The organism is Variovorax sp. UC122_21, from assembly GCF_044056785.1.
GTDB lineage: Bacteria > Pseudomonadota > Gammaproteobacteria > Burkholderiales > Burkholderiaceae_C > Variovorax.
The window spans coordinates 2,102,504-2,127,944 of record NZ_CP172004.1 but is presented as its reverse complement, the minus strand read 5'-3'; the positions used below and the strand labels follow the sequence as shown (position 1 = coordinate 2,127,944).

The 25,441-nt window shown below is 71.2% G+C and carries 17 protein-coding genes and 4 pseudogenes; 11 read left to right on the top strand and 10 right to left on the bottom strand.

Going from position 1 to position 25,441, the window contains the following annotated elements; genetic code table 11:
• Nucleotides 1-87: 87 nt before the first annotated feature.
• The 3 genes from ACHMXE_RS22390 to ACHMXE_RS22380 form a co-directional block, all read right to left on the bottom strand.
• The gene (locus ACHMXE_RS22390; RefSeq protein WP_395351357.1) at nucleotides 88-3,162 is read right to left on the bottom strand and encodes an efflux RND transporter permease subunit; all 3,075 of its coding nucleotides are present in this window, start codon (nucleotides 3,160-3,162) and stop codon (nucleotides 88-90) included.
• Nucleotides 3,163-3,172: 10 nt separating this feature from the next.
• Complete coding sequence (locus tag ACHMXE_RS22385; RefSeq protein WP_395351355.1) at nucleotides 3,173-4,357, bottom strand: efflux RND transporter periplasmic adaptor subunit; 1,185 nt, start codon at nucleotides 4,355-4,357, stop codon at nucleotides 3,173-3,175.
• A 74-nt stretch (nucleotides 4,358-4,431) separates the two neighbouring features.
• Nucleotides 4,432-6,033, bottom strand: a complete 1,602-nt coding sequence (locus tag ACHMXE_RS22380) for an efflux transporter outer membrane subunit (RefSeq protein WP_395351353.1) — start codon at nucleotides 6,031-6,033, stop codon at nucleotides 4,432-4,434.
• A 211-nt stretch (nucleotides 6,034-6,244) separates the two neighbouring features.
• On the opposite strand from ACHMXE_RS22380, the gene ACHMXE_RS22375 reads away from it, so the two are divergent.
• The 4 genes from ACHMXE_RS22375 to ACHMXE_RS22360 all read left to right on the top strand — a co-directional run bounded on the left by ACHMXE_RS22375 (nucleotide 6,245) and on the right by ACHMXE_RS22360 (nucleotide 10,764).
• A complete protein-coding gene (locus ACHMXE_RS22375) occupies nucleotides 6,245-6,976 on the top strand; it encodes a GntR family transcriptional regulator (protein WP_395351351.1) in 732 nt (243 codons plus the stop codon).
• A complete protein-coding gene (locus tag ACHMXE_RS22370) occupies nucleotides 6,973-7,845 on the top strand; it encodes a phytanoyl-CoA dioxygenase family protein (RefSeq protein ID WP_395351349.1) in 873 nt (290 codons plus the stop codon). Before ACHMXE_RS22375 ends, ACHMXE_RS22370 begins: the two co-directional genes overlap by 4 nt.
• A gap of 37 nt (nucleotides 7,846-7,882) precedes the next feature.
• Nucleotides 7,883-9,244: an NAD(P)H-dependent oxidoreductase gene (locus ACHMXE_RS22365; protein WP_395351347.1), complete on the top strand. Its 1,362-nt coding sequence runs from the start codon at nucleotides 7,883-7,885 to the stop codon at nucleotides 9,242-9,244.
• Between the two features lie 287 nt (nucleotides 9,245-9,531).
• Complete coding sequence (locus tag ACHMXE_RS22360) at nucleotides 9,532-10,764, top strand: RNA polymerase sigma factor (protein ID WP_395351345.1); 1,233 nt, start codon at nucleotides 9,532-9,534, stop codon at nucleotides 10,762-10,764.
• 12 nt (nucleotides 10,765-10,776) lie between these two features.
• Here ACHMXE_RS22360 and ACHMXE_RS22355 read toward each other — a convergent pair.
• Nucleotides 10,777-11,532, bottom strand: a pseudogene (locus ACHMXE_RS22355) (NUDIX hydrolase).
• 120 nt (nucleotides 11,533-11,652) lie between these two features.
• On the opposite strand from ACHMXE_RS22355, the gene ACHMXE_RS22350 reads away from it, so the two are divergent.
• Nucleotides 11,653-12,213 (top strand): NADAR family protein, encoded by a 561-nt coding sequence (locus tag ACHMXE_RS22350; RefSeq protein WP_395351343.1) that lies wholly within the window; start codon nucleotides 11,653-11,655, stop codon nucleotides 12,211-12,213.
• Between the two features lie 4 nt (nucleotides 12,214-12,217).
• On the top strand, nucleotides 12,218-13,132 hold the full coding sequence (locus ACHMXE_RS22345; protein WP_395351341.1) for an ADP-ribosylglycohydrolase family protein: 915 nt from the start codon (nucleotides 12,218-12,220) through the stop codon (nucleotides 13,130-13,132).
• Nucleotides 13,133-13,140: 8 nt separating this feature from the next.
• Here ACHMXE_RS22345 and ACHMXE_RS22340 read toward each other — a convergent pair whose 3' ends face one another.
• Both ACHMXE_RS22340 and ACHMXE_RS22335 read right to left on the bottom strand, forming a co-directional pair.
• A complete protein-coding gene (locus tag ACHMXE_RS22340) occupies nucleotides 13,141-13,617 on the bottom strand; it encodes an Lrp/AsnC family transcriptional regulator (RefSeq protein WP_203201883.1) in 477 nt (158 codons plus the stop codon).
• A gap of 41 nt (nucleotides 13,618-13,658) precedes the next feature.
• Nucleotides 13,659-13,886 carry a hypothetical protein gene (locus tag ACHMXE_RS22335; protein ID WP_395351339.1) on the bottom strand — a complete coding sequence of 76 codons (228 nt, stop codon included), beginning with the start codon at nucleotides 13,884-13,886 and terminating at the stop codon, nucleotides 13,659-13,661.
• Between ACHMXE_RS22335 and ACHMXE_RS22330 the strand changes: the two are divergent.
• The 4 genes and pseudogenes from ACHMXE_RS22330 to ACHMXE_RS22315 form a co-directional block, all read left to right on the top strand.
• Nucleotides 13,873-15,363, top strand: a pseudogene (locus tag ACHMXE_RS22330) (aminotransferase class V-fold PLP-dependent enzyme); the annotation flags it as partial. The gene ACHMXE_RS22335 and the pseudogene ACHMXE_RS22330 sit on opposite strands and share 14 nt — an antisense overlap.
• A gap of 332 nt (nucleotides 15,364-15,695) precedes the next feature.
• Nucleotides 15,696-15,983 (top strand): rhodanese-like domain-containing protein, encoded by a 288-nt coding sequence (locus tag ACHMXE_RS22325; RefSeq protein ID WP_395352749.1) that lies wholly within the window; start codon nucleotides 15,696-15,698, stop codon nucleotides 15,981-15,983.
• Nucleotides 15,892-16,410: pseudogene (locus ACHMXE_RS22320) on the top strand (thioredoxin fold domain-containing protein); the annotation flags it as partial. The gene ACHMXE_RS22325 and the pseudogene ACHMXE_RS22320, both read left to right, overlap by 92 nt.
• 100 nt (nucleotides 16,411-16,510) lie before the next feature.
• Nucleotides 16,511-16,615 carry a hypothetical protein gene (locus ACHMXE_RS22315; protein ID WP_395352747.1) on the top strand — a complete coding sequence of 35 codons (105 nt, stop codon included), beginning with the start codon at nucleotides 16,511-16,513 and terminating at the stop codon, nucleotides 16,613-16,615.
• A 4-nt stretch (nucleotides 16,616-16,619) separates the two neighbouring features.
• Here the strand turns inward: ACHMXE_RS22315 and ACHMXE_RS22310 are convergent, their stop codons facing one another.
• A complete protein-coding gene (locus ACHMXE_RS22310; protein WP_395351337.1) occupies nucleotides 16,620-17,462 on the bottom strand; it encodes a serine hydrolase domain-containing protein in 843 nt (280 codons plus the stop codon).
• Complete coding sequence (locus tag ACHMXE_RS22305; protein ID WP_395351335.1) at nucleotides 17,345-18,061, bottom strand: serine hydrolase; 717 nt, start codon at nucleotides 18,059-18,061, stop codon at nucleotides 17,345-17,347. The genes ACHMXE_RS22310 and ACHMXE_RS22305 overlap by 118 nt, the downstream gene beginning before the upstream one ends.
• A 64-nt stretch (nucleotides 18,062-18,125) precedes the next feature.
• On the opposite strand from ACHMXE_RS22305, the gene ACHMXE_RS22300 reads away from it, so the two are divergent.
• Complete coding sequence (locus tag ACHMXE_RS22300; RefSeq protein WP_395351332.1) at nucleotides 18,126-20,735, top strand: FtsX-like permease family protein; 2,610 nt, start codon at nucleotides 18,126-18,128, stop codon at nucleotides 20,733-20,735.
• A 159-nt stretch (nucleotides 20,736-20,894) separates the two neighbouring features.
• Here the strand turns inward: ACHMXE_RS22300 and ACHMXE_RS22295 are convergent, their stop codons facing one another.
• Nucleotides 20,895-22,478, bottom strand: coding sequence for a carboxypeptidase regulatory-like domain-containing protein (locus tag ACHMXE_RS22295; RefSeq protein WP_395351329.1), 1,584 nt, complete (start codon nucleotides 22,476-22,478; stop codon nucleotides 20,895-20,897).
• A 331-nt stretch (nucleotides 22,479-22,809) separates the two neighbouring features.
• Nucleotides 22,810-25,291, bottom strand: a pseudogene (locus ACHMXE_RS22290) (penicillin acylase family protein).
• Between the last annotated feature and the right edge of the window lie 150 nt (nucleotides 25,292-25,441).

The following is a 25,441-nucleotide window of genomic DNA, read 5'->3' as shown; positions in this document are numbered from 1 at the left end:
AGGCCGCGGGCACGAGAAGGCCGCCCCAAAAAAGAAGCCCGCGGTCTTCGCGACCGCGGGCTCTGCATCTGTTGCACGGGCGCCGGCTCAGGCCTCGGGCGCCACCTGCCCCTGCGGCGCAACCGGGTCGGCCTGGCCGGTTTCTTCCTTCTGGTGCCGCGCCGCGATGAACAGGTACATCGCCGGCACCACGAACAGCGTGAACAGCGTGCCGATCGACAGCCCGCTGAAGATCACGATGCCCATCGCCTTGCGGCCCGCCGCGCCCGCACCCGAAGCGATCACCAGCGGCAGCACGCCGAACACCATGGCGGCCGTCGTCATCAGGATCGGGCGCAGCCGCGTGCCCGAGGCCTCGACGATGGCGTCGAGCTTGCTGAGGCCCTGCTTCTGCAGCCGGTTCGCCACCTCGACGATCAGGATGCCGTGCTTGCTGATGAGGCCCATCAGCGTGACCAGCCCGACCTGCGTGTAGATGTTCATCGAGGCGAAGCCCCAGAAGATGAAGATCATGGCGCCGAACAGCGCGAGCGGCACCGACACCAGGATCACGATCGGATCGCGGAAGCTCTCGAACTGCGCCGCCAGCGCCAGGAACACGATGATCAGCGCGAACACGAAGGTGATGGCGAAGTTGCCCGACTCCTGCACGAACTGGCGCGACTGGCCCGCGTAGTCGACCGTGTAGCCGCTGGGCGCGAGCTGCTGCACCACGCCGCGCAGGTACTCGAGCGTCTCGCCCTGCGTGCCGCTGGGCACGCCCTGGATGGTCACGGAGTTGAGCTGCTGGAAGTGGTTCACCGTCTGCGGCTGCACGCTGTACTTCAGGCTCGCGACCGTGCTGGCCGGCACCACGCCGTTGGGCGTCTTGATGTAGAAGTTCAGCACGTCCGAGGGGTTGAGCCGGTCCACCTGCTGCACCTGCGGGATCACCTTGTAGGAGCGGCCCGAGATCGAGAAGTAGTTGACGTAGCCGCCGCCGAGCGCCGCGCCCAGCGCGTTGCCCACGTCCTGCTGCGTGATGCCGAGCGAGGCGATCTTGTCGCGGTCGACCACCACGGTGGCCTGCGGCAGGTCGATCTTGAGGTCGGCGTCGATGTAGTAGAACTTTCCTTCGGCGCGCGCCTTGTCCATGATCTGCTGCGCGAGCGTGTTGAGGTTCTCGAACGGCTCGGTGGTCTTGATCACGAACTGCACCGGCAGCCCCGAGGCGCCCGGCAGCGCCGGGAACTGGAAGGCCACCACCTTGGCACCGGCGATGCCGTTCCAGCGCTGCTGCAGGTCGGCCTGGATGTCGTGCGCGCTGCGCGTGCGCTGGTCCCAGGGCTTGAGCAGCACGCCGGCGATGCCGGCATTGGTGCTCGGCACGCCGGTCAGCTGGAACAGCTGCGCGTACTCGGGCGTGTCGTGCGCGACCTTGAAGATCTGGTCGGCATAGGTCTGCATCTGCGTGATGGTGGCCGTGGGCGCGCCCACCACCTGCGACAGCACGATGCCCTGGTCCTCCTCAGGCGCCAGCTCGGACTTCGACATCTTGAACATCACGAACAGGAGGCCGATGAGGATCACCCCCATCACGATCATCACCGGCCAGGTGCGAAGCACGCCGCGCAGGATCAGCTCGTAGCGGTGGTGCACGCGCTCGAAGACGTGCTCGATCTTCGACGCGAACTTGCCGCTGTCCTGCTCGGGCTTGAAGATGCGCGAGCACATCATCGGCGACAGCGTGAGCGCGACCACGCCCGACACCACCACGGCGCCCGCGAGCGTGAACGCGAACTCGGTGAACAGCGAGCCGGTCAGCCCGCCCTGGAAGCCGATGGGCACGTACACCGCCACCAGCACCACGGTCATCGCGAGGATGGGCCCGCCGAGCTCGCGCGCCGCGAGCAGCGCGGCCTGCATCGGCGTCTTGCCCTCGCGCATGTGGCGGTCGACGTTCTCCACCACGATGATGGCGTCGTCCACCACCAGCCCGATCGCCAGCACCAGCGCCAGCAAGGTGAGCAGGTTGATCGAGTAGCCCAGCGCCAGCATCACGAAGAAGGTGCCGATCAGCGACAGCGGCATCGCGATCACCGGCACCAGCACCGCGCGCAGGCTGCCGAGGAACAGATAGATCACCACCGTCACGATCAACAGCGCCTCGACCAGCGTCTTGATCACCTCGCTGATCGAGGTGTTGATGAAGTCGGTCGAGTCGTAGACGATCTTGCCGGTCAGCCCGCTGGGCAGCTGGGCCTGCAGCTCGGGGAAGGTGGTGCGCACCTGCTTGGCCACGTCGAGGATGTTGGCCTCGGGCGCGACCTTGATGCCGATGAACACCGAGCGCACGCCGTTGAAGGCGACGTTGAAGTCGTAGTTCTCCGAACCCAGCGTCACGTTGGCCACGTCCTGCAGCCGCACGATGGCGCCGTTGCTGCTCTTGATGGACAGCTGCTTGAACTCGTCCACGCTGTGCAGCGAGGTGCCCGCGGTGAGCGGCACGCTCACCATCTGGCCCTTGCTCTGGCCGACGGCGGCGAGGTAGTTGTTGGCGGCCAGCGCGGCGCTCACGTCGGTTGCCGTCACGCCGTAGGCGGCCATCTTCTGCGCGTCGAGCCAGGCGCGCAGCGCGAAGGTGCGCGCGCCCAGGATCTCGGCGGTCTGCACGCCGGGAATGGCATTGAGCTTGGGCTGCACCACGCGCACCAGGAAGTCGGTGACGTTGTTGTTGGGCAGCGTGTCGCTGTAGAAGCCGATGTACATGGCATCGGTGGTCTGGCCGGTGGCCACCGTCAGCACCGGCTGCTGCGCCTGCGGCGGCAGCTGGTTGCGCACCGAGTTGACCTGGGTGTTGATCTCGGTCAGCGCGCGGTTCGAGTCGTAGTTCAGCCGCAGGGTGGCGGTGATGGTCGACACGCCCAGGCTGCTCGAGGACGACAGGTAGTCGATGCCCTGGGCCTGCGACACGGCGGCCTCGAGCGGCTGCGTGATGAAGCCCGCGACCGTGGCGGCGTCGGCACCGTAGTAGGCGGTGCTGATGGTGACCACGCCGTTCTCGGTCTTCGGGTACTGGTTGACCGGCAGGCCGGCCAGCGCGCGCAGCCCCAGCACCACGATCAGCAGGCTCACCACCATCGCCAGCACGGGCCGGCGGATGAAGATGTCGGTGAAGTTCATGCGTGCGGCCTCACTTTTCCTGCGGCGTCGGGTTCGGGTTGTTGGTCGGCTGGACGCTGTTGTCGACCTTCACCGGCGTGCCGTTCTTCAGCTTGTTCTGCCCGCTGCTCACCACCACCTGGCCGGCCTCCAGGCCCTTGACGATGGCGATCTGGTCGCCGCGCGTCGGACCGGTCTCGACGAAGACCTGCTGCGCGACCAGCTGCTGTCCGCTCGGCGCATTGGCGTTGGCCGCCGGCGCGGCGCCCGATGCGCCAGCGGCGGGCGCGGTCGCGGCCTTGAAGGCATCGGCCGTCTTCACCACGAACACCGTCGAGCCGTAGGGGTTGTAGGTGACGGCGGTGGATGGCAGCGTGAGCTGTTCGCGCGCACCGCCGATGTCGATCTTCACGGTGGCGAACATGCCCGGCAGCAGTTGCTGCTTCGGGTTCGAGACGGTCGCCTGCACCTGCACGTTGCGCGTGGCGGCATCCACCTTGGGGCTGATCGCGTTGATCCTGCCGCTGAAGGCCTGGCCCGCGAAGGCATCGACCGCGAGGTTCACCACCTGGCCGACCGCGAGGCCGGCGAGCTGCTGCTGCGGCAGCGTGAAGTCGACGTAGATCGGGTCCAGCGTCTGCAGGGTGACCAGCTTGTCGCCCGCGTTCACGTACTGGCCCGGGTTCAGCGTGGTGATGCCCAGGCGGCCCGCGAACGGCGCGCGGATCGACTTCTTCGCCACCACGGCGGCCTGCTGCTCGACCTGCGCGCGCTTGGCCTTGAGGTCGTTGGTGTCGGCATCGATCTGCGCCTGGCTCACGGCCTGCACCGCGAGCTGCGCCTGGTCGCGCTTGAGCACGGTGGCGGCCTGCGCGGCGGCGGCCTCGGCCGCATGCAGCTGGGCGATGTCGGAGTCGGCGTTGAGCTCGACCAGCAGCGCGCCGGCCTTCACGTCCTGCCCGGACTTGAAATGCACCTGGCGCACCAGGCCGGCCACCTCGGTGCCGAGGTCGGCGCCGCGCACCGGGTTCAGCGTGCCGACCGCGGAGAACTGCGACTGCCACTGCAGCTTCTGCACCTCGACCGTCGACACGGTCTGCGGGCCCGGCTTGGGCACGGCGGAAATCAACGCGCGGATCTGCAGGAACTTGCCGAGCGCCAGCGCGGCAACGACCAGCAGCACGCAGCCGATCATGATGATCATTCTCCGGGTCATGGGTAGGCTTCTCTTCGAGTCAAGGATGAGGGGGTGAGCTGCCGCGGCATGAGGTTGTCATGCCGCGGCGGGGTTCAGTTGCGCGCCGGGGCAGAAGTGGCATCGGCGGCGTCGGCGGCCGGGGCGATGGTCGCGTCGGCGAGTTCGCCGCGGTTCCACCAGCCGCCGCCCAGCGCCTGGAACAGCGCGGCCGTGTCGGCATGGCGCGCGGCCTGGGCCTGCACCAGCGCGGTGTGCGTCTGCAGCCAGGCCTGCTGCGCGGTCAGCAGCTGCACGTAGCTGACGGCCCCGGCGCGGAACTGCGCCGTCGCCAGGTCGAGCGACTGCCTGGCGAGCGACTCGGCCGTGGCCTGGGTCTGCAGCGCGGTGGCGTCGATCTCGAGCGCGCGCAGCGCGTCGGCCACGTTCTGGAAGGCACCGAGCACGGTGTCGCGGTACTGCGCCGCGGCCGCGTCGTAGGCCGCGACCGCCGCGCGCTTCTGCGCGCGCAGCGTGCCGCCGTCGAAGATCGGCTGCGTGAGCGCGGCGCCCACGCTCCAGAAGTCGGTGGCCGAGCGGAACAGCTCGCGCGAGCGCGTGGCGCTGCTGCCGTAGCTGCCGGTGAGGTTGAACTTGGGATAGAGGTTGGCGGTGGCCACGCCGATCTGCGCGCTGGCCGCGTGCAGCCGCGCCTCGCTGGCGCGCACGTCGGGCCGCTGGCGCGCGAGCTCGGAGGGCAGCGACAGCGGCAGTTCGGCCGGCAGGCTCAGGCTCGCGAGATCGAATTCGGGCAGGCCGGCCTCGCTCGGCAGGCGGCCCGCGTAGACCGCGAGCTGGTGCCGCGTCTGCGCGAGCGACTTCTCGATCGCGGGGATCGTGGCCAGGGTCTGCGCGAGCTGGGTGCGCTGCTGCAGCACGATCGATTTGGCGATCGCGCCGGTGTCGAACTGCTTTTCGATCACGTCGAGCTGCTGCTGCTGCGCCTGCAGCACCTCGCGCGTGGCCTCCAGCTGCGCGCGCAGCGCGGCTTCGCGGATCGCGGTGGTCACGAGGTTGCCGGTGAGGGTCAGGTAGACCGCCTCGACCTGGTAGCGCTGCGCCTCGAGCGTGGCCTGCGCGCCCTCGAGCGCGCGGCGGTTGCCGCCGAAGACGTCGAGCGCATAGCTGACGTTGACCTGGGCGTTGTAGAGCGTGAGCAGCTGGCCGCCCGGCACCTGCGTCGTCACCTGCGAGGCGCGCTCGCGGGTGCCGCCCAGCGAACCGTTGACCTGGGGCCACAGCAGGCTGCCCGACTGCGCCTCGTAGTTGGCCTGGGCCTCGCGCAAGGTGGCCTGGGCCGAGGCCAGCGTGGGGCTCTGCGCAAGCGCGTCGCGGATCAGGCGGTCGAGCGGTTCGGAACGGAACACGGCCCACCACTGCGCGGGAATGTCGCGGCCCGGCAGCAGCAGCTGCGACTGGCCGCCCGGCACCGGCGCCTGCGCGGTGCGCTCGGGCATCGGCGAGGGCGTGTAGTCGGCGCCCTGCGCGGCGGGCGGCAGGCCCGGGGTCTTGAAGTCGGGGCCAAGCGTGCAGGCGCTCAGCAGCAGGGCCGCTCCCAGGACGACGCCCTGGCGGGGCCAGCCCACGCGCCCGCGCGCGAGTCCGGCCGGCGAGGCGTGGCGAAGGTCCTGCGTTGCTTTGTTGTCTTGGTTTTGCATTGGGCGAGGGTTGTACACCCGGAAGGTCACGAAAAGCTGACCTGAAAAGAAAGAAAGGCCGGCGGGAATCGGGGCCGGGCCGGGCCGGATTGTCTGGCCGCGCGTTACGCGAGCATTGCGCGCGCCGCCGGCCGTTCCGGTGAAAACCCTAGCTGCGCCGCCGCTCCGAATTTCGTACTCTGTATACAGAGTTCAGAAACGGAGTCCCGCCATGCCCGCCCAGCTCGTCAGCATCGAGGTCGCGCCCGACCTCGTCGACCAGGTGTACCGCGCCCTGCTCGGCGCGATCAGCAGCGGCGAGCTCGCGCCCGGCGAGCGGCTCACCCAGGAGGACATCGCGCAGCGGCTCGCGGTGTCGCGCCAGCCGGTGCTGCAGGCGCTGCGGCTGCTCAAGAAGGACGGCTTCGTGCACGACGCGCCGGGCCGCGGCGTGCTGGTGGCGCCGCTCGATCCCGACTGGATGCGCAAGGTCTACCAGGTGCGCGGCGCGCTCGACGTGCTGGCCGCGCGGCTCGCGGCGGCCGAACGCTTTCGCATCGACCCCAAGCTGATGGAACGCGGGCGCCGCGCCGCGCGCGGGCGCAACGTCGAGGCCATGATCGATGCCGACATGGCCTTCCACCAGGTCATCTACGCGGCCTCGGGCAATCCGCTGATCGCGCAGAGCGCCGACCAACACTGGCGCCACCTGCGCCGCGCGATGGGCGCGGTGCTGCAGGCCGAGCCGCAGCGCGAGTCGCTGTGGGACGAACACGAGGCCATCGCGGCCGCCATCGCCGCGGGCGACGCCGGCGAGGCCGCGCGCCTGAGCGAGGAGCACGTGGCGCGGGCCAGCGAGGCGCTGGGCCGGCGCCTGGCCGAGCAGCTTGCGCGCGCAGCCTCACCCGCATCGGCCCCCTCTTCCCCTTCCCACCCCCGCACGACCCAAGGAGACACCGCATGAAGCTGACCCCCGAGCAACGCGCGCAGTTCGAGCGCGACGGCTACCTGTTCTTTCCCGGCCATTTCTCCCCCGACGAGGTCCGCGTGCTGACCGACGCGGTGCCCGAGCTCTACGGCCGCCGCGAGGCCTTCAACGTGCGCGAGAAGGGATCGGACGCGGTGCGCACGAACTTCGCGGCCCACCTCTACAGCGAGCCGTTCGCGAAGCTCGCGCGCCATCCGCGCATGGTGGGCCCGGTGCGCGACCTCTTCGAGGAGGAGGTCTACATGCACCAGTTCAAGATCAACGGCAAGATGGCCTTCGAGGGCGACGTCTGGCAATGGCACCAGGACTACGGCACCTGGCTCAACGACGACCTGATGCCGACCGAGCGCGCGATGAACGTCGCGATCTTTCTCGACGACGTGAACGAGCACAACGGCCCGCTGATGTTCATCCCGGGCAGCCACCGCAAGGGCGTGGTCGACGCCAAGCACGACCTCACGACCACCAGCTACCCGCTGTGGACGGTCGACAACGCGCTGATCCGCCAGCTGGTGGATCGCGCCGGCGGCAAGGACGGCGGCATCGTCTCGCCCAAGGGGCCGGCCGGCTCGATGATCCTGTTCCACAGCTGCCTGGTGCATGCCTCGGGCAGCAACCTGTCGCCGTTCAACCGCGTGGCCGTCTACCTGAGCCTGTGCGCGGTCAGCAACCACATCCGCCGCCACAAGCGTCCCGAGTACATCGCGCACCGCGACTTCGCGCCGATAGAGATGCTGCCCGACGACTGCCTGCTCCAGCCCTACCCGGTCGACCTGCCGTGGAAGAACGGCCTGCCCGAAAGCGCGCTGCGCACCTCGACCGAGACGCTCGAGGCCGTCGCCTGAGCCCCCGAAGAAGAACCACCGAGACCAAGCCCCTTCCATGAGCCTCCACCAGAAACTCCAGCAGCGCGCCGCCGAAGGCCGCCCGATCCGCATCGGCCTGATCGGCGCCGGCAAGTTCGGTTCGATGTACCTCGCGCAGATCCCGCGCACGCCGGGCGTGCAGCTGGTCGCGATCGCCGACCTCTCGCCCGCGGCCGCGCGCGTCAACCTCGAGCGCGTGGGCTGGGAGGCCGCGCGCGCCAACGCAACCTCGGTGCAGGAAGCGCTGAAGTCCGGCGCCACCTGGATCACCGAGGACTGGCAGGCCGTGACGCGCGAGCCGTCGATCGACATCGTGGTCGAGTGCACCGGCAACCCGGTGGCCGCGGTCGACCACTGCCTCGACGCCTTCGCGCACGGCAAGCACGTGGTCAACGTGACGGTCGAGGCCGATGCCTTCTGCGGCCCGCTGCTGGCGCGCCGCGCGCAGCAGGCCGGCGTGGTCTATTCGCTGGCCTTCGGCGACCAGCCCGCGCTGATCTGCGACCTGGTGGACTGGGCGCGCACCTGCGGCTTCCCGGTGGTGGCGGCCGGGCGCGGCCACAAGTGGCTGCCGCATTTCAGCGAATCCACGCCCGAGACCGTCTGGGGCAACTACGGCCTCACGCCCGAGCAGGCGCAGCGCGGCGGGCTCAACCCGAAGATGTTCAACAGCTTCCTCGACGGCTCCAAGCCCTCGATCGAGAGCTCGGCCGTGGCCAATGCCACCGGGCTGGGCGTGCCTTCCGACGGCCTGCTCTACCCGCCGGCCAGCGTGGAGGACATCCCGTTCGTGACCCGCCCGCGCAGCGAGGGCGGCGTGCTCGAGCGCAAGGGCATGGTCGAGGTGGTGTCCTCGCTCGAGGCCGATGGCCGGAAGATCCCCTACGACATCCGCATGGGCGTGTGGGTCACGGTCGAGGCCGAGACCGACTACATCAAGAACTGCTTCGAGGAATACAACGCCCACACCGACCCGAGCGGGCGCTACTTCACGCTCTACAAGCGCTGGCACCTGATCGGGCTCGAGGTCGGCCTGTCGGTCGCGAGCGTGGCGCTGCGCGGCGAGCCCACGGGCGTGGCCACCTGCTGGAACGCCGACGTGGTCGCCACCGCCAAGCGCGACCTCGCGCCCGGCGAGCTGCTCGACGGCGAAGGCGGCTACACGGTCTGGGGCAAGCTGCTGCCGGCCGAGCGCTCGCTGCGCATCGGCGGCCTGCCGCTGGGGCTGGCGCACGGCATCAAGCTGGTGCGCCCGGTGCGCAAGGGCCAGAGCCTGACCTGGGCCGACGTGGCGATGGACACCGGCACCCACGCCTTCAAGCTGCGCAGCGAACTCGAGGCGATGTTCGCGCCGAAGGAACAGGCCCGGGCCGCGTAGGAGTGTCTCGGCGCGGCGGTGCGGGCTCGCCCCGCGCCGCACCGCGCCCGATCCTGAAAACGCGCGCGACCGGCATTGCGCTGCCGCCCGCGACGTCGAAGAATATGCAACTCGCTGTCGAAATGGCGGTCGGCCGGCCGTCATTGGTGTGAGCGCTCTTGCGGTCCGCTTTTCGTGACGGAGTTGCACCATGCAGTACATGCTTTTGTTCTACCAGGCGCCTGCCGAATTCGAGCGGCGCGACGATGCGTCCGCCCTGGGCGGTTGAGGCCGCCGGGGCACGCGCCATGAACGACACGGCCGCCCGCGAGGCCGCCGAGCGAGCGGCCCGCCAGTCCTATGGCCGGCTGCTCGCGATCCTCTCGGCACGCACGCACGACATCGCCGGCTCCGAGGACGCGCTGGCCCATGCCTTCGCGCGCGCGCTCGAGCGCTGGCCGTCCGATGGCGTACCCGAGCGGCCCGACGCCTGGCTGCTGAGCGTCGCGCGCAACCGCCGCCTCGATGCCTGGCGCCACACCCGCGTGCAGGACGACGCCACCCAGACCCTGCTGCTGCTGGCCGGCGAGATGGACACCGCCGAGGCCGAGGGCCATGCGGTGCCCGACGACCGGCTGCGCCTGTTCTTCGTCTGCGCCCATCCGGCCATCGATGTCTCCGCGCGCACGCCGCTGATGCTGCAGACCGTGCTGGGCCTCGACGCCGCCCGCATGGCCAGCGCCTTCCTCACCTCGCCCGCCACCCTGAGCCAGCGGCTGGTGCGCGCCAAGACGCGCATCCGCAACACGCGCATCCCTTTCGAATATCCGCAGCAGCGCGAGCTGCCGCAGCGGCTGCAGGACGTGCTCGACGGCATCTATGCCGCCTACGGCACCGGCTGGGACGATGTCGACGGCGCCGATGCGCGGCCCGACGGCCTCACCACCGAGGCCATCGACCTCGGCCGCATCCTCTGCGCGCTGATGCCCGAGGAGCCCGAGCCGCTGGGCCTGCTCGCGCTGATGCTGTTCTGCGAGAGCCGCGCCGAGGCGCGCCGCAGCGACACCGGCGCCTACGTGCCGCTCGATCAGCAGGACACCGCGCGCTGGGACCCCGACCTGCTCGCCGAGGCCGAGGCCTGCCTGCGCCGCGCCTCGGCCATGCAGCGCCTGGGCGCCTACCAGCTCGAGGCCGCGATCCAGTCGGCGCACTGCGAGCGCCGCGTCGGCGCGCCGGTGCCGCCCGAGGCGCTGGTGTCGCTCTACGAAGGCCTGCTCGCGCTGCGGCCGAGCATCGGCGCGCAGGTGAGCCTGGCCTGCGCGCTCGCCAACGCGCGCGGACCCGACGTGGGCCTGCGCACGCTCGATGCGATCCCGCCCGACGAGGTTGCGAACTACCAGCCCTTCTGGGCCGCGCGCGCGCACCTGCTGGCGGCCGGCGGCGCGCGTGCGGCGGCGCGCCAGGCCTACGAGCGCGCGATCGGACTCGCGAGCAGCGCGGCGGTGCGCACCTACCTTGGGGCGATGATGCTGCGCCTGTGAGGCGCGGCGCGCTCAGCCCGCGTCGGGCCGGGCATTGAAGGTGCGCGGGAACAGCGCCGCCTGCGAACGGTCGCGCAGCCGGTAGCTCATCGCCGGGCGCCCCGGGCCCGCCGGCGAGCATGCCGGCCTCCTCCATGAAGCCGCCGTCGAGCATGCGCTTGCGGAACGCGCTCTTGTCGACCGGGCGCCCGAGCACGACCTCGTAGGTGTGCTGCAGCGCCGGCAGCGTGAACGGCTCCTCGAGCAGGAAGGCCGGCAGCGAGGTGTATTCGACCTTGCTGCGCAGCCGCGCCACCGCCGCCGCGAGCAGCTCGCCATGGTCGAAGGCCAGCCGCTTGCGCAGCGCCGCCTCGACCTCGAACCACGCCACCTCGGCCGCGTTGGCGCCGCCGCGCAGCTGCATCGCCTGCGCCGGGATCAGCGCATAGAAGCAATGCGTGGCCGACCAGCCGCGCGGATCGCGCTTCGCCCCGCCCCAGCTGCCGAGCTGCTCGAGGTAGGGCGTGACCACGCCGGTCTTCTCGCGCAGCTTGCGCAGCGCGCAGTCGAGCAGCGTCGCGTCCTCGGCCACATTCACGAAGCCGCCCGGCAGCGCCCAGCGTCCCGGATAGGGTTCGGCGCTGTCGGGGGGCGGCGCACCAGCAGCACCTGCAGGGCGTCGTCGAGCACGGTGAACATCGCCACGTCGACGGTGACGAGGGGGCGGGGGAAGTCGAGCGAGGAGGGGAAGAGGAAGGCTTGCTCACGCGGGCTTGACGTTCGGATGATTAGTTGTACTATACAACTCTCAATTTGTTGTACTGAGCAACTAATAAATAGGACACCGCCTCCACCGCTTTCGACGAAGCAGGAGCCGGTGGACCTCGAAGACGAGAAAGGGATCACGAGATGACCGACACCCCCCTGCACCGCACCGCCCTGATCGACCGCATCGCCCAAGGCTTCGACCCCCGCTACCTGCTGTTCTGGGGCCACCAGCCCGAGAAGGACGGCAGCGCCGGCAAGGGCTGCTTCAGCCAGTGGTTCGAGGCGCCGTTCGAGATCGAGGGCGTGCGCTACGCCACGGCCGAGCACTTCATGATGGCCGGCAAGGCGCGGCTGTTCGGCGACACCGAGGTGCTGGGCCAGGTGCTCGCCGCGCGCACGCCGGCCGAGGCCAAGAAGCTGGGCCGCGCGGTGCGCGGCTTCGACGACGCGGCCTGGAAGCACGCGGCCTTCGACCTGGTCGTGCAGGGCAACCTCGCGAAGTTCTCGCAGCACGCGGCAATGGGCGAGTTCTTGCTGCGCACCGGCGAGCAGGTGCTGGTGGAAGCCAGCCCCTACGACGCGATCTGGGGCATCGGCATGGCCGCGAGCCATGCCGACGCGCGCGAGCCGACGCGCTGGCGCGGCCAGAACCTGCTGGGCTTCGCGCTGATGGCCGTGCGCGACCGACTGCGGGCGGGCTGAAACCATGACGATCTCGATGGAAGACCGCTTCCGCGGCGCCCTGCTCGGCCTGGCCTGCGGCGACGCCGTCGGCACGCGCGTGGAATTCAGCCCGCGCGGCAGCTTCGTGCCCGTCACCGGCATGCAGGGCGGCGGCCCCTTCGGCCTCGCGCCCGGCGAATGGACCGACGACACCTCGATGGCGCTGTGCCTCGCGGCCAGCCTGCTCCATTGCCGCGGCTTCGATGCCGTCGACCAGATGAACCGCTACTGCAACTGGCGCAGCGTGGGCTACATGAGCAGCAACGGGCGCTGCTTCGACATCGGCATCACGGTGTCGAACGCGCTGTCGCGCTACCTGGCGAACGGTGATCCCTTCGCGGGCGATCCCGATCCGCGCACCGCCGGCAACGGCGCGCTGATGCGGCTCGCGCCGGTCGCGATGTTCGGGGTGGCCGATACGCCCGCGCTGCTGCGGCATGCCGCCGACAGCACGCGCACCACGCATGGCGCGGCCGAGGCCATCGCCTGCTCGCGCCTGTTCGCGCTGCAGCTGCAGGCCGCGCTGCGCGGCGAGGACAAGGCGTCGATCCTCGCGCCGCGCGACATCGGCGAAGCACCGAGCCCCGGCGTGGCCGCGCTCGCGGCGGGCCGCTGGCGCGACAAGCCGCGCGACGCGATCAAGGGCTCGGGCTATTGCGTGGAATCGCTCGAAGCGGCGCTGTGGTGCTTCGCGCAGGCCGACTCCTTCGAGCAGGCGATCCTCGCGGCCGCCAACCTCGGCGACGACGCCGACACCACGGCCGCGATCTGCGGCCAGCTCGCGGGCGCCTTCCATGGCGTGGCGGGCATTCCGGCGCCGTGGCTGGCCACGCTCACGATGCGCGACGAGATCGACGCAATGGCGCGCGCGCTGTTCGCGCTCGCCCATCCGGCCTGATCCCTTCGCTACTGCGCGTACGACAGCGGCAGCGCGGTCGTGAACTTGATCTCCTCCATCGCGAAGCTGGAGCTGACGTCGAACAGCTCGGTGTCGGCGATCAGCCGCTTGTAGACCTTGTCGTAGGCCGCGATGTCGGGCACCACCACGCGCAGCAGGTAGTCGATCTCGCCGCTCATGCGATAGAACTCGACGATCTCGGGGATCACGTCGACCACGGCCTTGAAGCGATCGAACCAGGCCTGCGTGTGGGTGCTGGTGCGCACGGCGACGAACACCGTCACGCCCACGTTGACCTTCTGCGGATCGACCAGCATCACGTTGCGGGTGATCACGCCGGCTTCCTTGAGCCGCTGGATGCGGCGCCAGCACGGCGTCTGCGACAGGCCGACCTCGCTCGCGAGCTCGGCGATCTGGCGCCCGGCATCGAGCTGCAGCAGCTCGAGAATCTTCCTGTCTATGGCGTCGAGTTTTATTTTTGCCATGAAAAATAGAATCTGATTCTCCAAATGCAGGTAAATCGAGTCTACAACGCAAGCTTTTTCCTGTCGCGGCTTCGCAGAATCGAGGCATGGACATCTACCTCGACGCCAACGCCACCACCCCCGTTCTGCCCCAGGCCCGCGAGGCCGCGCTGGCCGCGATGGCCGGCGATTTCGGCAACCCCAGCAGCATCCACAACACCGGCCTCAAGGCCCGGGCGCTGATGGACGCGGTGCGCGAGCGCGCGCGCGCGCGCGATCGGCGCGCCCACGGGGCGGCTCCTGTTCGTCAGCGGCGCGACCGAGGGCATCCAGACCGCGGTGCTGTCGGCCCTGAACGCGCTGCGCGCGCGGCGCCGGGCCGGCGAGAGCGTGCCCGAGCTGCTGCTCTACGGCGCCACCGAGCACAAGGCCGTGCCCGAGGCGCTGCGCCACTGGAACGCGCTGCTGGGCCTCGACCTCGAGGTGCTGGCGATTCCGGTGGGCCGCAACGGCCGCCACGACCTCGACTGGCTGCGCGCGCACGCACCGCGCGCCGGCATGGTCTGCACCATGGCCGCCAACAACGAGACCGGCGTGGTCAGCGACCTCGACGGCATCGCGGCCGCGCTGGTCTGCAGCCCGGCGCTATGGATGGTCGACAGCGTGCAGGCGCTCGGCAAGCTGCCGCTGCGCCTGGGCGAGCGGCCCATCGACTACGCGCCCTTCTCGGGCCACAAGCTCTATGCGCCCAAGGGCATCGGTCTGCTCTACGTGCGTGAGGGCGCGCCGTTCACGCCGCTGATGGCCGGCGGCGGCCAGGAGGATTCGCTGCGCTCGGGCACCGAGAACATGTCGGGCATCGCGGCGCTCGGCGCGGTGCTGGCCGCGCTGGAGGAAGGCTTCACCTTCCGCCGCGCCGACGCGCTCGCGGCCTGCCGCGACCGCCTGGCAGCCGCGCTGGCCGAGGCCTTCCCGGGCCTGGTCTTCAACGCGCCGAGCGCGCTCAGCCTGCCGACCACGCTGAACTTCTCGGTGCCGGGCCTGAGCTCCAAGCTGCTGCTGGACCTCTTCGACGCGGCCGACATGCGCGTGAGCGGCGGCTCGGCCTGCGGCGCCGCCAAGGCGCGGCCCAGCTACGTGCTCGAGGCGATGGGGCTGCCCGCCTGGCAGACCGCGTCGGCGGTGCGGCTGTCCTTCGGCCCGGCCAGCGACGACGCCTTCATCGACGAGGCCTGCGCGCGCATCCGCGCCTGCGGTGAGTCGCTGCGCCGAAGCTGCCTGGGCCCGGTGCCGCAGAGCCAGGCGCAGCCACCCGAGCGCCTGACCCGCTTCGTGGTCGACGGCGCCTGCTGCTACCTGCTGGCCGATGCCGAGAGCCGGCGCTGCGTGGTCATCGATCCGCTGCCCGAACTGAATGCGCAACTGACCCAGTGGCTGGGCTGCCATGGCTACACGCTGGCGGCCGTGCTCGACACCCACAGCCACGGCGACCATGCCTCCTCGGGCCCCGAACTGCGCGCCGCCGTGCCGGCACGGCAACTGGCGCCGGGCGCGGTGGATGCGCTCGGCTGGCCCGAGGGCGCGACGCAGATCGCGCTCGGTGCCCTGCGCCTCACGCGGCTGGCCGTGCCGGGCCACACCGCCGACTCCACCGTCTATTTGCTGCGCGATGCCAAGGGGCTGCGCCTGGCCTTCGTCGGCGACACCGTGATGCCCGGCGCGCTGGGCCGCGGCGATTTCGCGCAGAGCCGGCCGCTGGCCTTCGGCCCGTCGCTGCTGAAGCTCCAGCGCGCGCTCAAGCCCGACACGCTGCTGCTGCCGGGCCACGACTACGACGACCGCTTCGCGAGCACGCTGGCCACCGAGCGCATGGCCCAGCCGCTGCTCGACGACGTGCTCGACGGCCGCCTCGACGCGCAGGGCTTCGCGAGCGCGAAGGCGGCGCTCGAGCGCGACCTCGGGCTCACCGAATACCGGACCATGGCCTGCGGCGCGCGGGTCGACCGCTGCGCCGGCGGTGCCGGCAGCGGCATGCCGAGTTGTCGCCCGCAGCCTCGGCCGCGCTGCTGCGCAAGCATCCCGGCCTGCTGCTGGTCGACGTGCGCGAGCCCTACGAGCAGCGGCTCGGCCAGCCCGGCGTGCTCGACGCCGCGCGGCGCGAGGCCGTGCCGCTCTCGCGGCTGCTCAACGCCCTGCCCGACTGGCTCGCGCTGCCGAACGAAACGCCGATCCTGTTCTTCTGCCGCAGCGGCAACCGCAGCGCGCAGGCCGCGCGCGCGCTGCGCCGCCTCGGCCATGCCCAGGCCTGGAGCCTCGCGGGCGGTCTCGCGCTGTGGCCGCGCCATGCCGCGGACGAAGCGGGCACCTTGCACGAAGCGGTGCACTGATGCGCACGCGGCCCGGGAACCTTCGCCGCGCGCCCGAACCGCATTGACGCCAACAACGATGTCAGGGACCGTCTCGATGAACCTCCGCCGCCGCCTTCTGCTCGCCACCTCCCTCTGGGGCGCCACCGCCACCATCGGTCATGCCCAGGTCCGGCGCGACGATGTCGCGGGCCGCTTCAAGAAGATCGAGGGCTTCGACTTCGACAAGCTGCCGTTCCAGGACGCGATCACGCTGGTCCATGGCAACGGCAAGCGCCGCATCGCGGTGTTCTCCGATCCGCGCTGCGGCCACTGCCAGCGCCTCGACAAGGACCTGAAGGCGATCGGCAACGTCACGGTCCATGTCTTCCTCTATCCGGTGCTCGGCGAGGAATCGGTGGCCAAGGCGCGCAACATCCTGTGCAGTGCCCGACCGGCCATGAACTGGGAGCAATGGATCGAGAAGGGCATCGACCCCGGCGAGCCCGCGGGGCCGCTGCGATGCCTCGGCGCTGCAGCGCAACGCGGCGCTCGGCAAGCGCTACGACGTGAGCGGCACGCCCACGCTGATCTTCGGCGACGGCACGCGCGTGCCGGGCGCGATACGGGCGGCGTGGATCGAGCAGCTGCTCGACGCCGCCGAGCGTCGCTGAGGCCCTAGTCCACCAGCGCGCTTTCGCGCACCCTGCGCCCGACCACCTGCGCGCCGCCCTGCGACAGCGTCACGCCCACCACCTGCCCGCCCTCGCGCTGGAACACGATCTGCGCGCCGATCTCGCCGACCGTGAAGCGGTCGGCGCCGATCGGCTTGAGCGGGTTGTAGCCACGGCCGCTCTCGCGCACCAGCAGGCGGCCGCCGCGCACGGTGAAGTCGAGCGACTTGGATTTCGTGACGCGGTACTCGCCGCGGTACTCGGCCAGCTTGTCGGCGTCGACCGGCACCTCGACCGTGGGCGCGGGATAGCGGCTCTTGCCGATCGCCAGCATCACGCGCTGCAGCGGCGCGCGCGTGTTGCTGCTCAAGAGGATCATGGCCTCGCCGGTGTCGGGCGCGAGCAGCCACAGGGTGCGGTAGCCCTCGGTGACGCCCGCGTGGTAGTAGGTGCGGCGGCCGCCCTCGGCGCCGCGCACCATCACCGCATAGGCGATCTCGGCGCCCTCGTAGCTGGCCAGCGGCGTGAGCAGCCGCACCGCGGCCGGCCCGAACGGACCGCTGGCCCCGGCGAGGATGGCGCGGCTGAAGACCATCATGTCGGCCGCGGTCGAACGCAGCGCGGCGATCGGCGCATAGGCCTTCATGTCGAGCAGCGACTGGCGCCGGTCGCCCGCGAAGGCCGGCGCCATGCGCGAGGCCTTGTCGCCGAGCAGGATCACGGTGTCGTTCATGCCCAGCGGCTCGGTGATGCGCGCGCGCACCAGCTCGCTCCAGGTCGTGTGGTAGCGGTCAGCCACCAGCAGGCCGACCAGCGCCATGCCGTAGTTGCTGTACGCGCCGCGCACGGCGGCGCGGCGCCCAGCAGCTTGATGCGCGGCAGCGCGTCGTAGACCTCCTGGCGCTCGAAGGCGCGCATCTGCGAGGCCAGCGCCGGGCCGCCGGTCACGCCGTCGGCCATCACCGGCATGCAGCCGGTGTGGGTCACCAGCTGCCGCAACGTGACCGAGGCCACCGCCGGCGACAGCGGCGCCTTGATCTTGCCGGCCATCAGCTGGCCCAGGTTGTCGTCGAGCTTCATGTCGCCGCGCTCCACCGCCTGCGCGAGCAACAGCCCGGTGAAGACCTTGGTAACCGAGCCGATCTCGAACATCGGCTGCTCGGCGCTCTCGGAAGACAGCGCGCGCGGCGGCGTCGGCGGCTCGGGGTTGTAGGCCGCGCCGTAGCTGGCCTTGCCGCCGCGCAGCAGGCCCACCACCACGGTGCCGCGCTCGGTGTCGAGCGCGGTGCGCGCGATCAGGGCCGGGTCGCTCGCGAGCGAGAGCGCGGCGCCGGGCGGCGACTGCGCGTTGGCGGGGCCGGCCAGCAGCAGCGACAGCGCCGAGGCCATGGACAGCAGCGCCAGGCGCCGGAGCGAGGCCTGGGGGCCGCGGGAGAGAAGCCGCATCGTCGATTCCTCGGGCAGGGACAGGTGCCGCATGGTGCCACGGCGCGCGGGCCACAATCGCCCCATGCGTGCATTGCTCACCACCTTCTCCTGGCAGGAACTGCGCCACCACCCCTGGCGCAACGCGGCGGCGGTGCTGGCCGTGATGCTGGGCGTGGCGCTCGCGTTCTCGGTGCAGCTCATCAACGCCTCGGCGCTCGACGAGTTCTCGAGCGCGGTGCGCTCGGTCAACGGCCAGCCCGACCTCGAGCTGCGCGCGCCGCAGGGCAGCTTCGACGAGGGGGTGTTCGAGACGCTGGCGCGCCAGCCGCAGGTGACGCTCGCGAGCCCGGTGCTCGAGTTCCAGGCGCTCGCGCTGGTCGCTCCGACGCCCGGCGGCGAGGAGCGGCAGGTACCGCTGCGCGCGATCGGCGTCGACGCGCTCGCGCTGCCCGCGATCGCGCCGGCGCTGATGCCGCAGCCCGATGCGGGCGCCGAACGCTTCGCGCTGTTCGCGCCGGACCTGGTGTTCCTCAACGCCGCGGCGCGCAGCGCCCTCGGCCTGCCCGCGCAGGCACCGGCCGGTGCCGAGGAGAACGTGCGGCTGCGCAGCGGCGCCGACTGGCAGCGGCTGCGCGTGGCCGGCCATGTGGCGGCCGGCGGCGGCGCGATCGCGGTGATGGACATCGCCACCGCGCAGGAACGCTTCGGCCGCCTCGGCCAGCTCAGCCGCATCGACCTGCGGCTGGCCGCGGGCACCGACCGCGCCGCCTTCATCGCGGCGCTGCAGGCCACGCCCGGCTGGCCCGCCGGCCTGCAGTTCGCCGAGCCCGGCGATTCGGCCGAGCGCGTGAGCAACCTCTCGCGCGCCTACCGCGTCAACCTCACGGTGCTGGCGCTGGTGGCGCTGTTCACCGGGGCCTTCCTGGTGTTCTCGGTGCTCGCGCTCAGCGTCGCCAAGCGCGCGCAGCAGTTCGCGCTGCTCGGCGTGCTGGGCCTCACGCCGCGCCAGCGGCTGCGGCTGGTGCTGGCCGAATCGCTGGTGCTCGGGCTGATCGGCAGCGCGGCCGGGCTCGCGCTCGGCACCGCGCTGGCAGACGTCGCGCTGCGCGTGCTCGGCGGCGACCTCGGCGGCGGCTACTTCGAGGGCGTGGCGCCCACGCTGCACTGGAGCGGCGCCTCGGCCCTGCTCTACGGCGCGCTCGGCGTGGCGGCCGCGCTGGTGGGCGGCTGGTGGCCGGCGCGCGCGGCGCAGGCGCTGCCCGAGGCGCAGACGCTCAAGGGCCTGGGCGCACCGCCCGCGCAGGGCCGCAGCCACTGGCTGGCGCTGGGCCTGATCGCGCTGGGCGTGGCGCTCGCCAACCTGCCCGCGATCCGCGGCGTGCCGGTGGCGGCCTACCTGTCGGTGGCCTGCCTGCTGGTCGGCGGCATCACCGCGCTGCCGTGGCTGATCGCGCTGCTCTACGACCGCATCGCGCCGCTGCTGTCGCGCCGCGTGCTGCCCATGCTGGCCATCGAGCGCGCGCGCCGCATGCGCGGCACCGCGGCGGTGGCGGTCAGCGGCGTGGTCGCGAGCCTGAGCCTCGCGGTCGCGCTCACGGTGATGGTCGCGAGCTTCCGCGACTCGGTCACCCAATGGCTCGACATCGTGCTGCCGGCCGACCTCTACGTGCGCGCCACCTCGAGCGGGCGCGGCGGCAACAGCGGCGCCGAGAGCAGCACCGACACCGCGACCTTCGCGCCCGACTTCGTGCAGGCGCTGTCGCGGCTGCCCGGCGTGGCCCGCAGCGGCACGCTGCGCACGCGCTCGCTGCAGCTCGACACCGCGCAGCCCGCGGTGACCCTGATCTCGCGCCACCTCGAAGGCGGCGTGGCGCAGGCGCTGCCGCTGGTGGGGCGCGCGCTGGCGGTGCCAGAGGGGCAGATCGGCATCTACGTGAGCGAGCCGATGGTCGAGCTCTACGGGGCGAAGCCCGGCAGCGTCTTCGCGCCGCTGTCGCACGCGCTGACGCCCGCCGCCGGCGGCGCGCCCGCCCGCTTCTTCGTCGCCGGCGTGTGGCGCGACTATGCGCGGCAGTTCGGCGCCATCGCGATCGAGGCGCGCGACTTCGAGCGCCTGACGGGCGAGCGCGACGTCAGCGACATCGCGCTGTGGCTCGCGCCCGGCGCCGTGGAAGGCACGGTGCAGGAAGCGGTGCGCGCGCTGGCCGCGCAACGCGCCGGCACCGAGATCGAGATCGCCTCGGTGGGCCAGATCCGCGCGGTCTCGCTGCGCATCTTCGACCGCAGCTTCGCCGTCACCTACTGGCTGCAGGCGGTGGCGATCGCGATCGGGCTGTTCGGCATCGCCGCGAGCTTCAGCGCGCAGGTGCTCGCGCGGCGCAAGGAGTTCGGCCTGCTCGCGCACCTGGGCTTCACGCGCGCGCAGGTGCTCGCGGTGGTGGCCGGCGAAGGCGCCGCCTGGACCGCCATCGGCGCGGTGGCCGGACTGGGCCTGGGCCTCGCGGTGTCGGTGGTGCTGGTGAAGGTGGTCAATCCGCAGAGCTTCCACTGGACCATGGACCTGCTGCTGCCCTGGGGCCGGCTGCTCGCGCTGTGCGCGGCCGTGGTGGCCGCGGGCACCGTCACGGCGTGGATGGCGGGGCGGGCCGCTGCCGGCAGGGATGCGGTGCTGGCGGTGAAGGAAGACTGGTAGGCGCGGCCTCGCGCAGACAAAAAAAAGCAGGCACGCGACCCGCGGAGGTCCGCGGTCCCGTGCCTGCCGGCGCTTTGTTCATGCGCCTTTTCCCCCTGCTCCCTTTTCTTGTTCTTCCGCTGAAGACGATCGGTGTTCGCCGGTCGTCGTTCCTGCCGCTCAGTTGCAGTACTGCGCGTTCGCGTCGGTGTTGACCGGCGGCGGTTCCTCGGTCAGGAACTTCTGGATCGGCACGATCGTCGCGTTGCAGCTGTCGTCGGTGCGCAGGTCGAAGACGTGCCAGTAGCGCGTGCTGCTGGTCTCGCCGGCCGGCGGTGCGTACACGGCCTGGGCACCGCGGTTGTTCAACTCCACGCGCGCGGGCGAACCGGTCTGCCCCGAACCGAAGTCACCCGAGTAGCGGTGGACGAAGAAGCGGTAGGTGCGATTGCGCGCGAGCTTGGCGAAGGTGGTGTATTCCGGGCCGAAGCTGCTCGTGTCGTCCACGTCGAGGTTGACGAACGGCGCGGTCGCGAGCGAACCCTGGCTCACGTAGTAGATGTGCTCGCCGAGGTTGGCACCCAGCGTGTGCGCATCGAGGTCGCGCGGCGTCTCGCCCCAGGTCAGCTTGATCGACACCGCGGCGCTCGTGAGCGTCAGGCAGCCTTCGATCGACTGGTCCTGCTCGCCGAGGTCCACGTTCACCGCGTTCGACAGCTCGGCGTTCTTGCTCGCCACCACGAAGGCGGCGCTGCTGCGCTTGGCCGGCACCGAGAAGTTGCCTTCGGCATCGGTCACGGCCGAGCCGACGCCGCTGTACGACTTGCCTTCGGAGGCCACGACCGCACCCGCGACGCGTTGGCCCGCCGCGTTCTGCACGCAGCCGTTGACGCGCACCGTGTTGTAGATCTGATCGGCGTTCCAGGTCGTGAAGTGCGTGACCGTGCCCTCGTAGTACTGGTTCGGCGCGGCGCCCTGCAGGCTCGCGCTGCCCTCTTCCACCCACAGGCCCGTGGCCGTGTTGTAGAAGAACAGCGGCACCGTCGGCGGCAGCGCGGCGCTGCGCGACGACGGCGCGATGCGCACGGTGGCGCTCACGCCCTGCGCGAGCTGCAGCGGTGCGCCATCGGCATCGACGAAGCTGGCATCGAGCGCGCCGAAGCTCTCCATCGCGGCCGGCTCGCCGCTGGTGGCCGCGAGGTAGTTACCGGGCATCAGGTTGACGTTGGTCGCGGGTGCGATCGGCGTGAGGCGGCCGGTGACCTGGCCGGTGGGCGTGCTGCCGTCGGCGCGGCGCAGCGCGTTGGCCGGCAGGCGCACCATCGCGGTCGAGCCCGGCACCGCGAGGTCGCGCGCGGCGCCCGGATTGAAGGTGTCGCTGAAGGCCACCGGCAGCATCGGGATGTTGATGACGGTGCTGGCCTCGGCGGCCGCGAGCGCGGCCGTGGCACGGCTCTGCGGTGCGAAGCCGCTCTTCTCGTAGCCGAGCAGCACCGAAGCGCCGTTGGTGATGCCCTCGAGCGTGTAGGAGCCATCGTCCGCGGTCGTCGTGCTGACGCCGCCGGCCGTGACCTTGACCTGTGCGATGCCGGCGCCGTCGAGGGCGTGGGTCACGCGGCCCGTGACCTTCGCGTCCTTGCGCGCGGGCGTGCCGGGGTCGCCGGGGCCACCCGGGTCACCGGGACCGCCGGGGTCACCGCCGTTCTGGCCGGGTGGCAGGAACGCGAAGCCCGAGCCTCCGCCCCCCGCCGCCGCACGCGGCAACAGCCAATGCGACCGCCACGGCGGCCATTGCAATCTTGAATTTCATGGGTTCTCTCCCCCTCTGTGGCAACTGATCGATGAATGCGGCCGCCATGCGGCAGCCTCGGTGTCCGATGCGCGGCATCGCATGCCATGCATCGAAGGGGACCGAGCGTATGCATCGCGGAACGCGGCAAACAGTGCCAAAAGTCACGCGCATGCAACGGCCGTTGCATGCACGCGGGGAAGTGAATACGGAAGATTTCGCGGCGGCCCGCGCGGTGCCGCGATCCATTGATGCAACCCGATTGCGCTAGCCCCGCCGGGCCCTGCAAGGGGGTTACCGCGGGCTTCAGGGCGCGGGCGTCAGCCGGATCCGCTCCACCGTTTCCTTTTCCACCGCCGCGCGGCTGTAGACCAGCGGCACGTACTTGCCCTCGAGCCACAGCGGCGCGAGGTCGCGGTAGTTGGGACTGTCGGGATTGCCCGACTGGCCCGGCGTGTTGATCACGCGCGAGGCGTCCCAGTTGCCCACGTCGAGCACCATGCGGAACGAGGCACCCGAGGTCAGCCGGTAGTCGCTCGCGCGGTAGCTCGCGGCCATCGGCGTGAAGGACGACCCCGACATCGGCCAGTCGCCCACGTCGAGCTTCTTGCGCGTGGCTGCATCGACGATGCCGCCGAGCGGGTGGCGGAATTCGGCGCGGTGCAGCGCACCCCATTTCCAGGCCGTGGGGTCGGGGCCGAGCTTGTTGCTCAGTTCCTGCATGGCGGGCGCGATGGTCTGCACCAGCATCGCATCGCGCTGCGCGTTGCTGACCCAGCCGAACGGGTTCTCGAGCAGCAGGACCATGCGCGTGTTGTCGCCCGGCAGCGCGTACTGCATGGCCGACTCGCCCGCGCCGGCCTTGAGCACGGCCTGGCGCAGCGGCTTGCTGCTCCACACCTCGTAGAGCGCGGCGGCCGCGCTGTCGCGGTCCATGGTGCCGTCCCAGCCCTGCAGCAGCGCGAGGCCGGCCGCGGTCTGCGCATCGCTGCTGCCCAGGCCCGCGAGCAGCTTGAGCAGGCGCTGCGCCGGCGTGGCGACGATGTCGTTCTGCATGCGCTGCGAGTCCTCGAGCGTGAAGCGCTGGCCCGCGGCCACCTTCGCCGCGAACAGCTCCTTCAGGCGCCGCGCGCGCGCCGCGTCGCTCCACTCGTAGCCGATGCCCTTCTTCGCGGCCGGGTGCTCGCCCGGGATGTTGTTCTCGTTCGCGGTCACCACGTAGCCGCGCGCGGGATTGAATTCGGACGGCAGCTCGTCGCCGTTGCGGAAGCCCGACCACTCGTAGCGGCCGTCGCCCGGCACCGGCATCAGGCCGTCCCAGTTCGGACGGATCGGCGTGAGCCCACCGGGGATCCAGCCGATGTTGCCGTCGCGGTCGGCATAGACCTGGTTCTCGCCCGGGCGCGCCCCAGCGGTTCATCGCGGCGCGGAACTGGTCCCAGTTCCGCGCGCGCATGTAGTCCATCGAACCGAAGTAAGGCGCCATGCCCGGCTCGAGCCAGGCCGCGCGCAGCGCATAGGCGCGGCGCTTGCCGGGCTCCGACAGCAGCACCGGCCCGTGGCGCGTGAAGGTGTTGAGCAGCTCGCGCGGCGCGCGTTCGCCCTTCACCGCGATGCGCTCGGTCACGCGCACCATCGGCTCCCAGCGGCCCTGGTAGCGGTACTCGTTGGGATTGCGCGGATTGAGCTGGTAGACGTAGAGGTCCTCCTGGTCCATGTAGAAGCGCGTGAGGCCGAAGGCGATGGTGCCGTTGTGGCCGATCGACAGGCCCGGCAGGAAGGGCTCGCCGGCGCCGATCGCATCCATGCCGGGCGCGCTCAGGTGCGCCATGTAGCGCAGGCTCGGCGCGCCGTGCGCGCGGTGCGGATCGTTCGCGAGGATCGGCCGGCCCGTGGCGCTGAGCTTGGGCGCGATCACCCAGTTGTTGCTGCCGTAGGCGGCCGTGGGGTCGCCTTGATCCGCCTTGTCGGCCTGTGGCTCATCGCCGGCCTGCGACACCGCGAAGCTGCCGGGCCCGGCGCCCTGCTGCGTGAGCGGCGTGTTGGCCTTGGTGAACTGCGGCGACTCGGTCGCGCGCAGATAGGCCGCGCGCAACTCGGTGGCAGGAATGGTGCAGGGGTCGAGGCCCGGCGGCACGCGCGGATTGACGGGCGGGTCGAGCTCGCGCCGCAGCCAGTCGGCCTTGATGCCGGGGCCGCCCGCGCAGTAGGCGCGCGCGCGTTCGATCTCGGAGGTGAGGTTGAGCGTGAGGCCATGGTGGCGGATGCGCACCACGTCCTCGGGCGACCAGGTCGCGGGCTGGTAGCCCAGCAGCCTGAACTCCGGCGGCAGCAGGTCGGGCTGCGCGCGCACCTGCGCCACGTAGGCGTTGACGCCGGCCGTGAAGGCTTCGGCCACGCGCTTGGCGTCGGAGCCGTAGGCCAGCCACTCGCGGTACATGTCGCCGCGATAAAGCACGGCGCGCGCGGCGCGGTCGCTCTCGACCCAGGCGGGACCGAAGTCCTGCGCCATCTCGCCGAGGCCGCGCTTGCGCCACAGGTCCATCTGCCAGAGCCGGTCGCGCGCCGCGATGAAGCCCTGCGCGACGAAAGCGTCGTAGAGCGTGCCCGCGTAGAGGTGAGGCACGCCCCAGCGGTCGACCAGCACCTCGGCCGGCTTCTCGAGGCCGGGCACGGCAAATGACGAGGGCGCGCGTGGCGCTGTACTCGTCGATGGCGGTTTTTCGGCGGGCGGTCCCGAGGCGCAGCCCGCGAGCGCGAGCAGCGCGGCCAGCGGCACGAGCCGCATGGCGAGGGAACCGGAACGGGGGGATGCGGTGCGCCGCGCGACGGGGCGCGGGCTGGGCGTGCGCTTCATGGATCTCGTCTCCTTGTTTTTATGGGCCGGCCCACGGTAATCGCTTTCGCATGCGCGCGGGTTACAACGCGTGACGAGGCC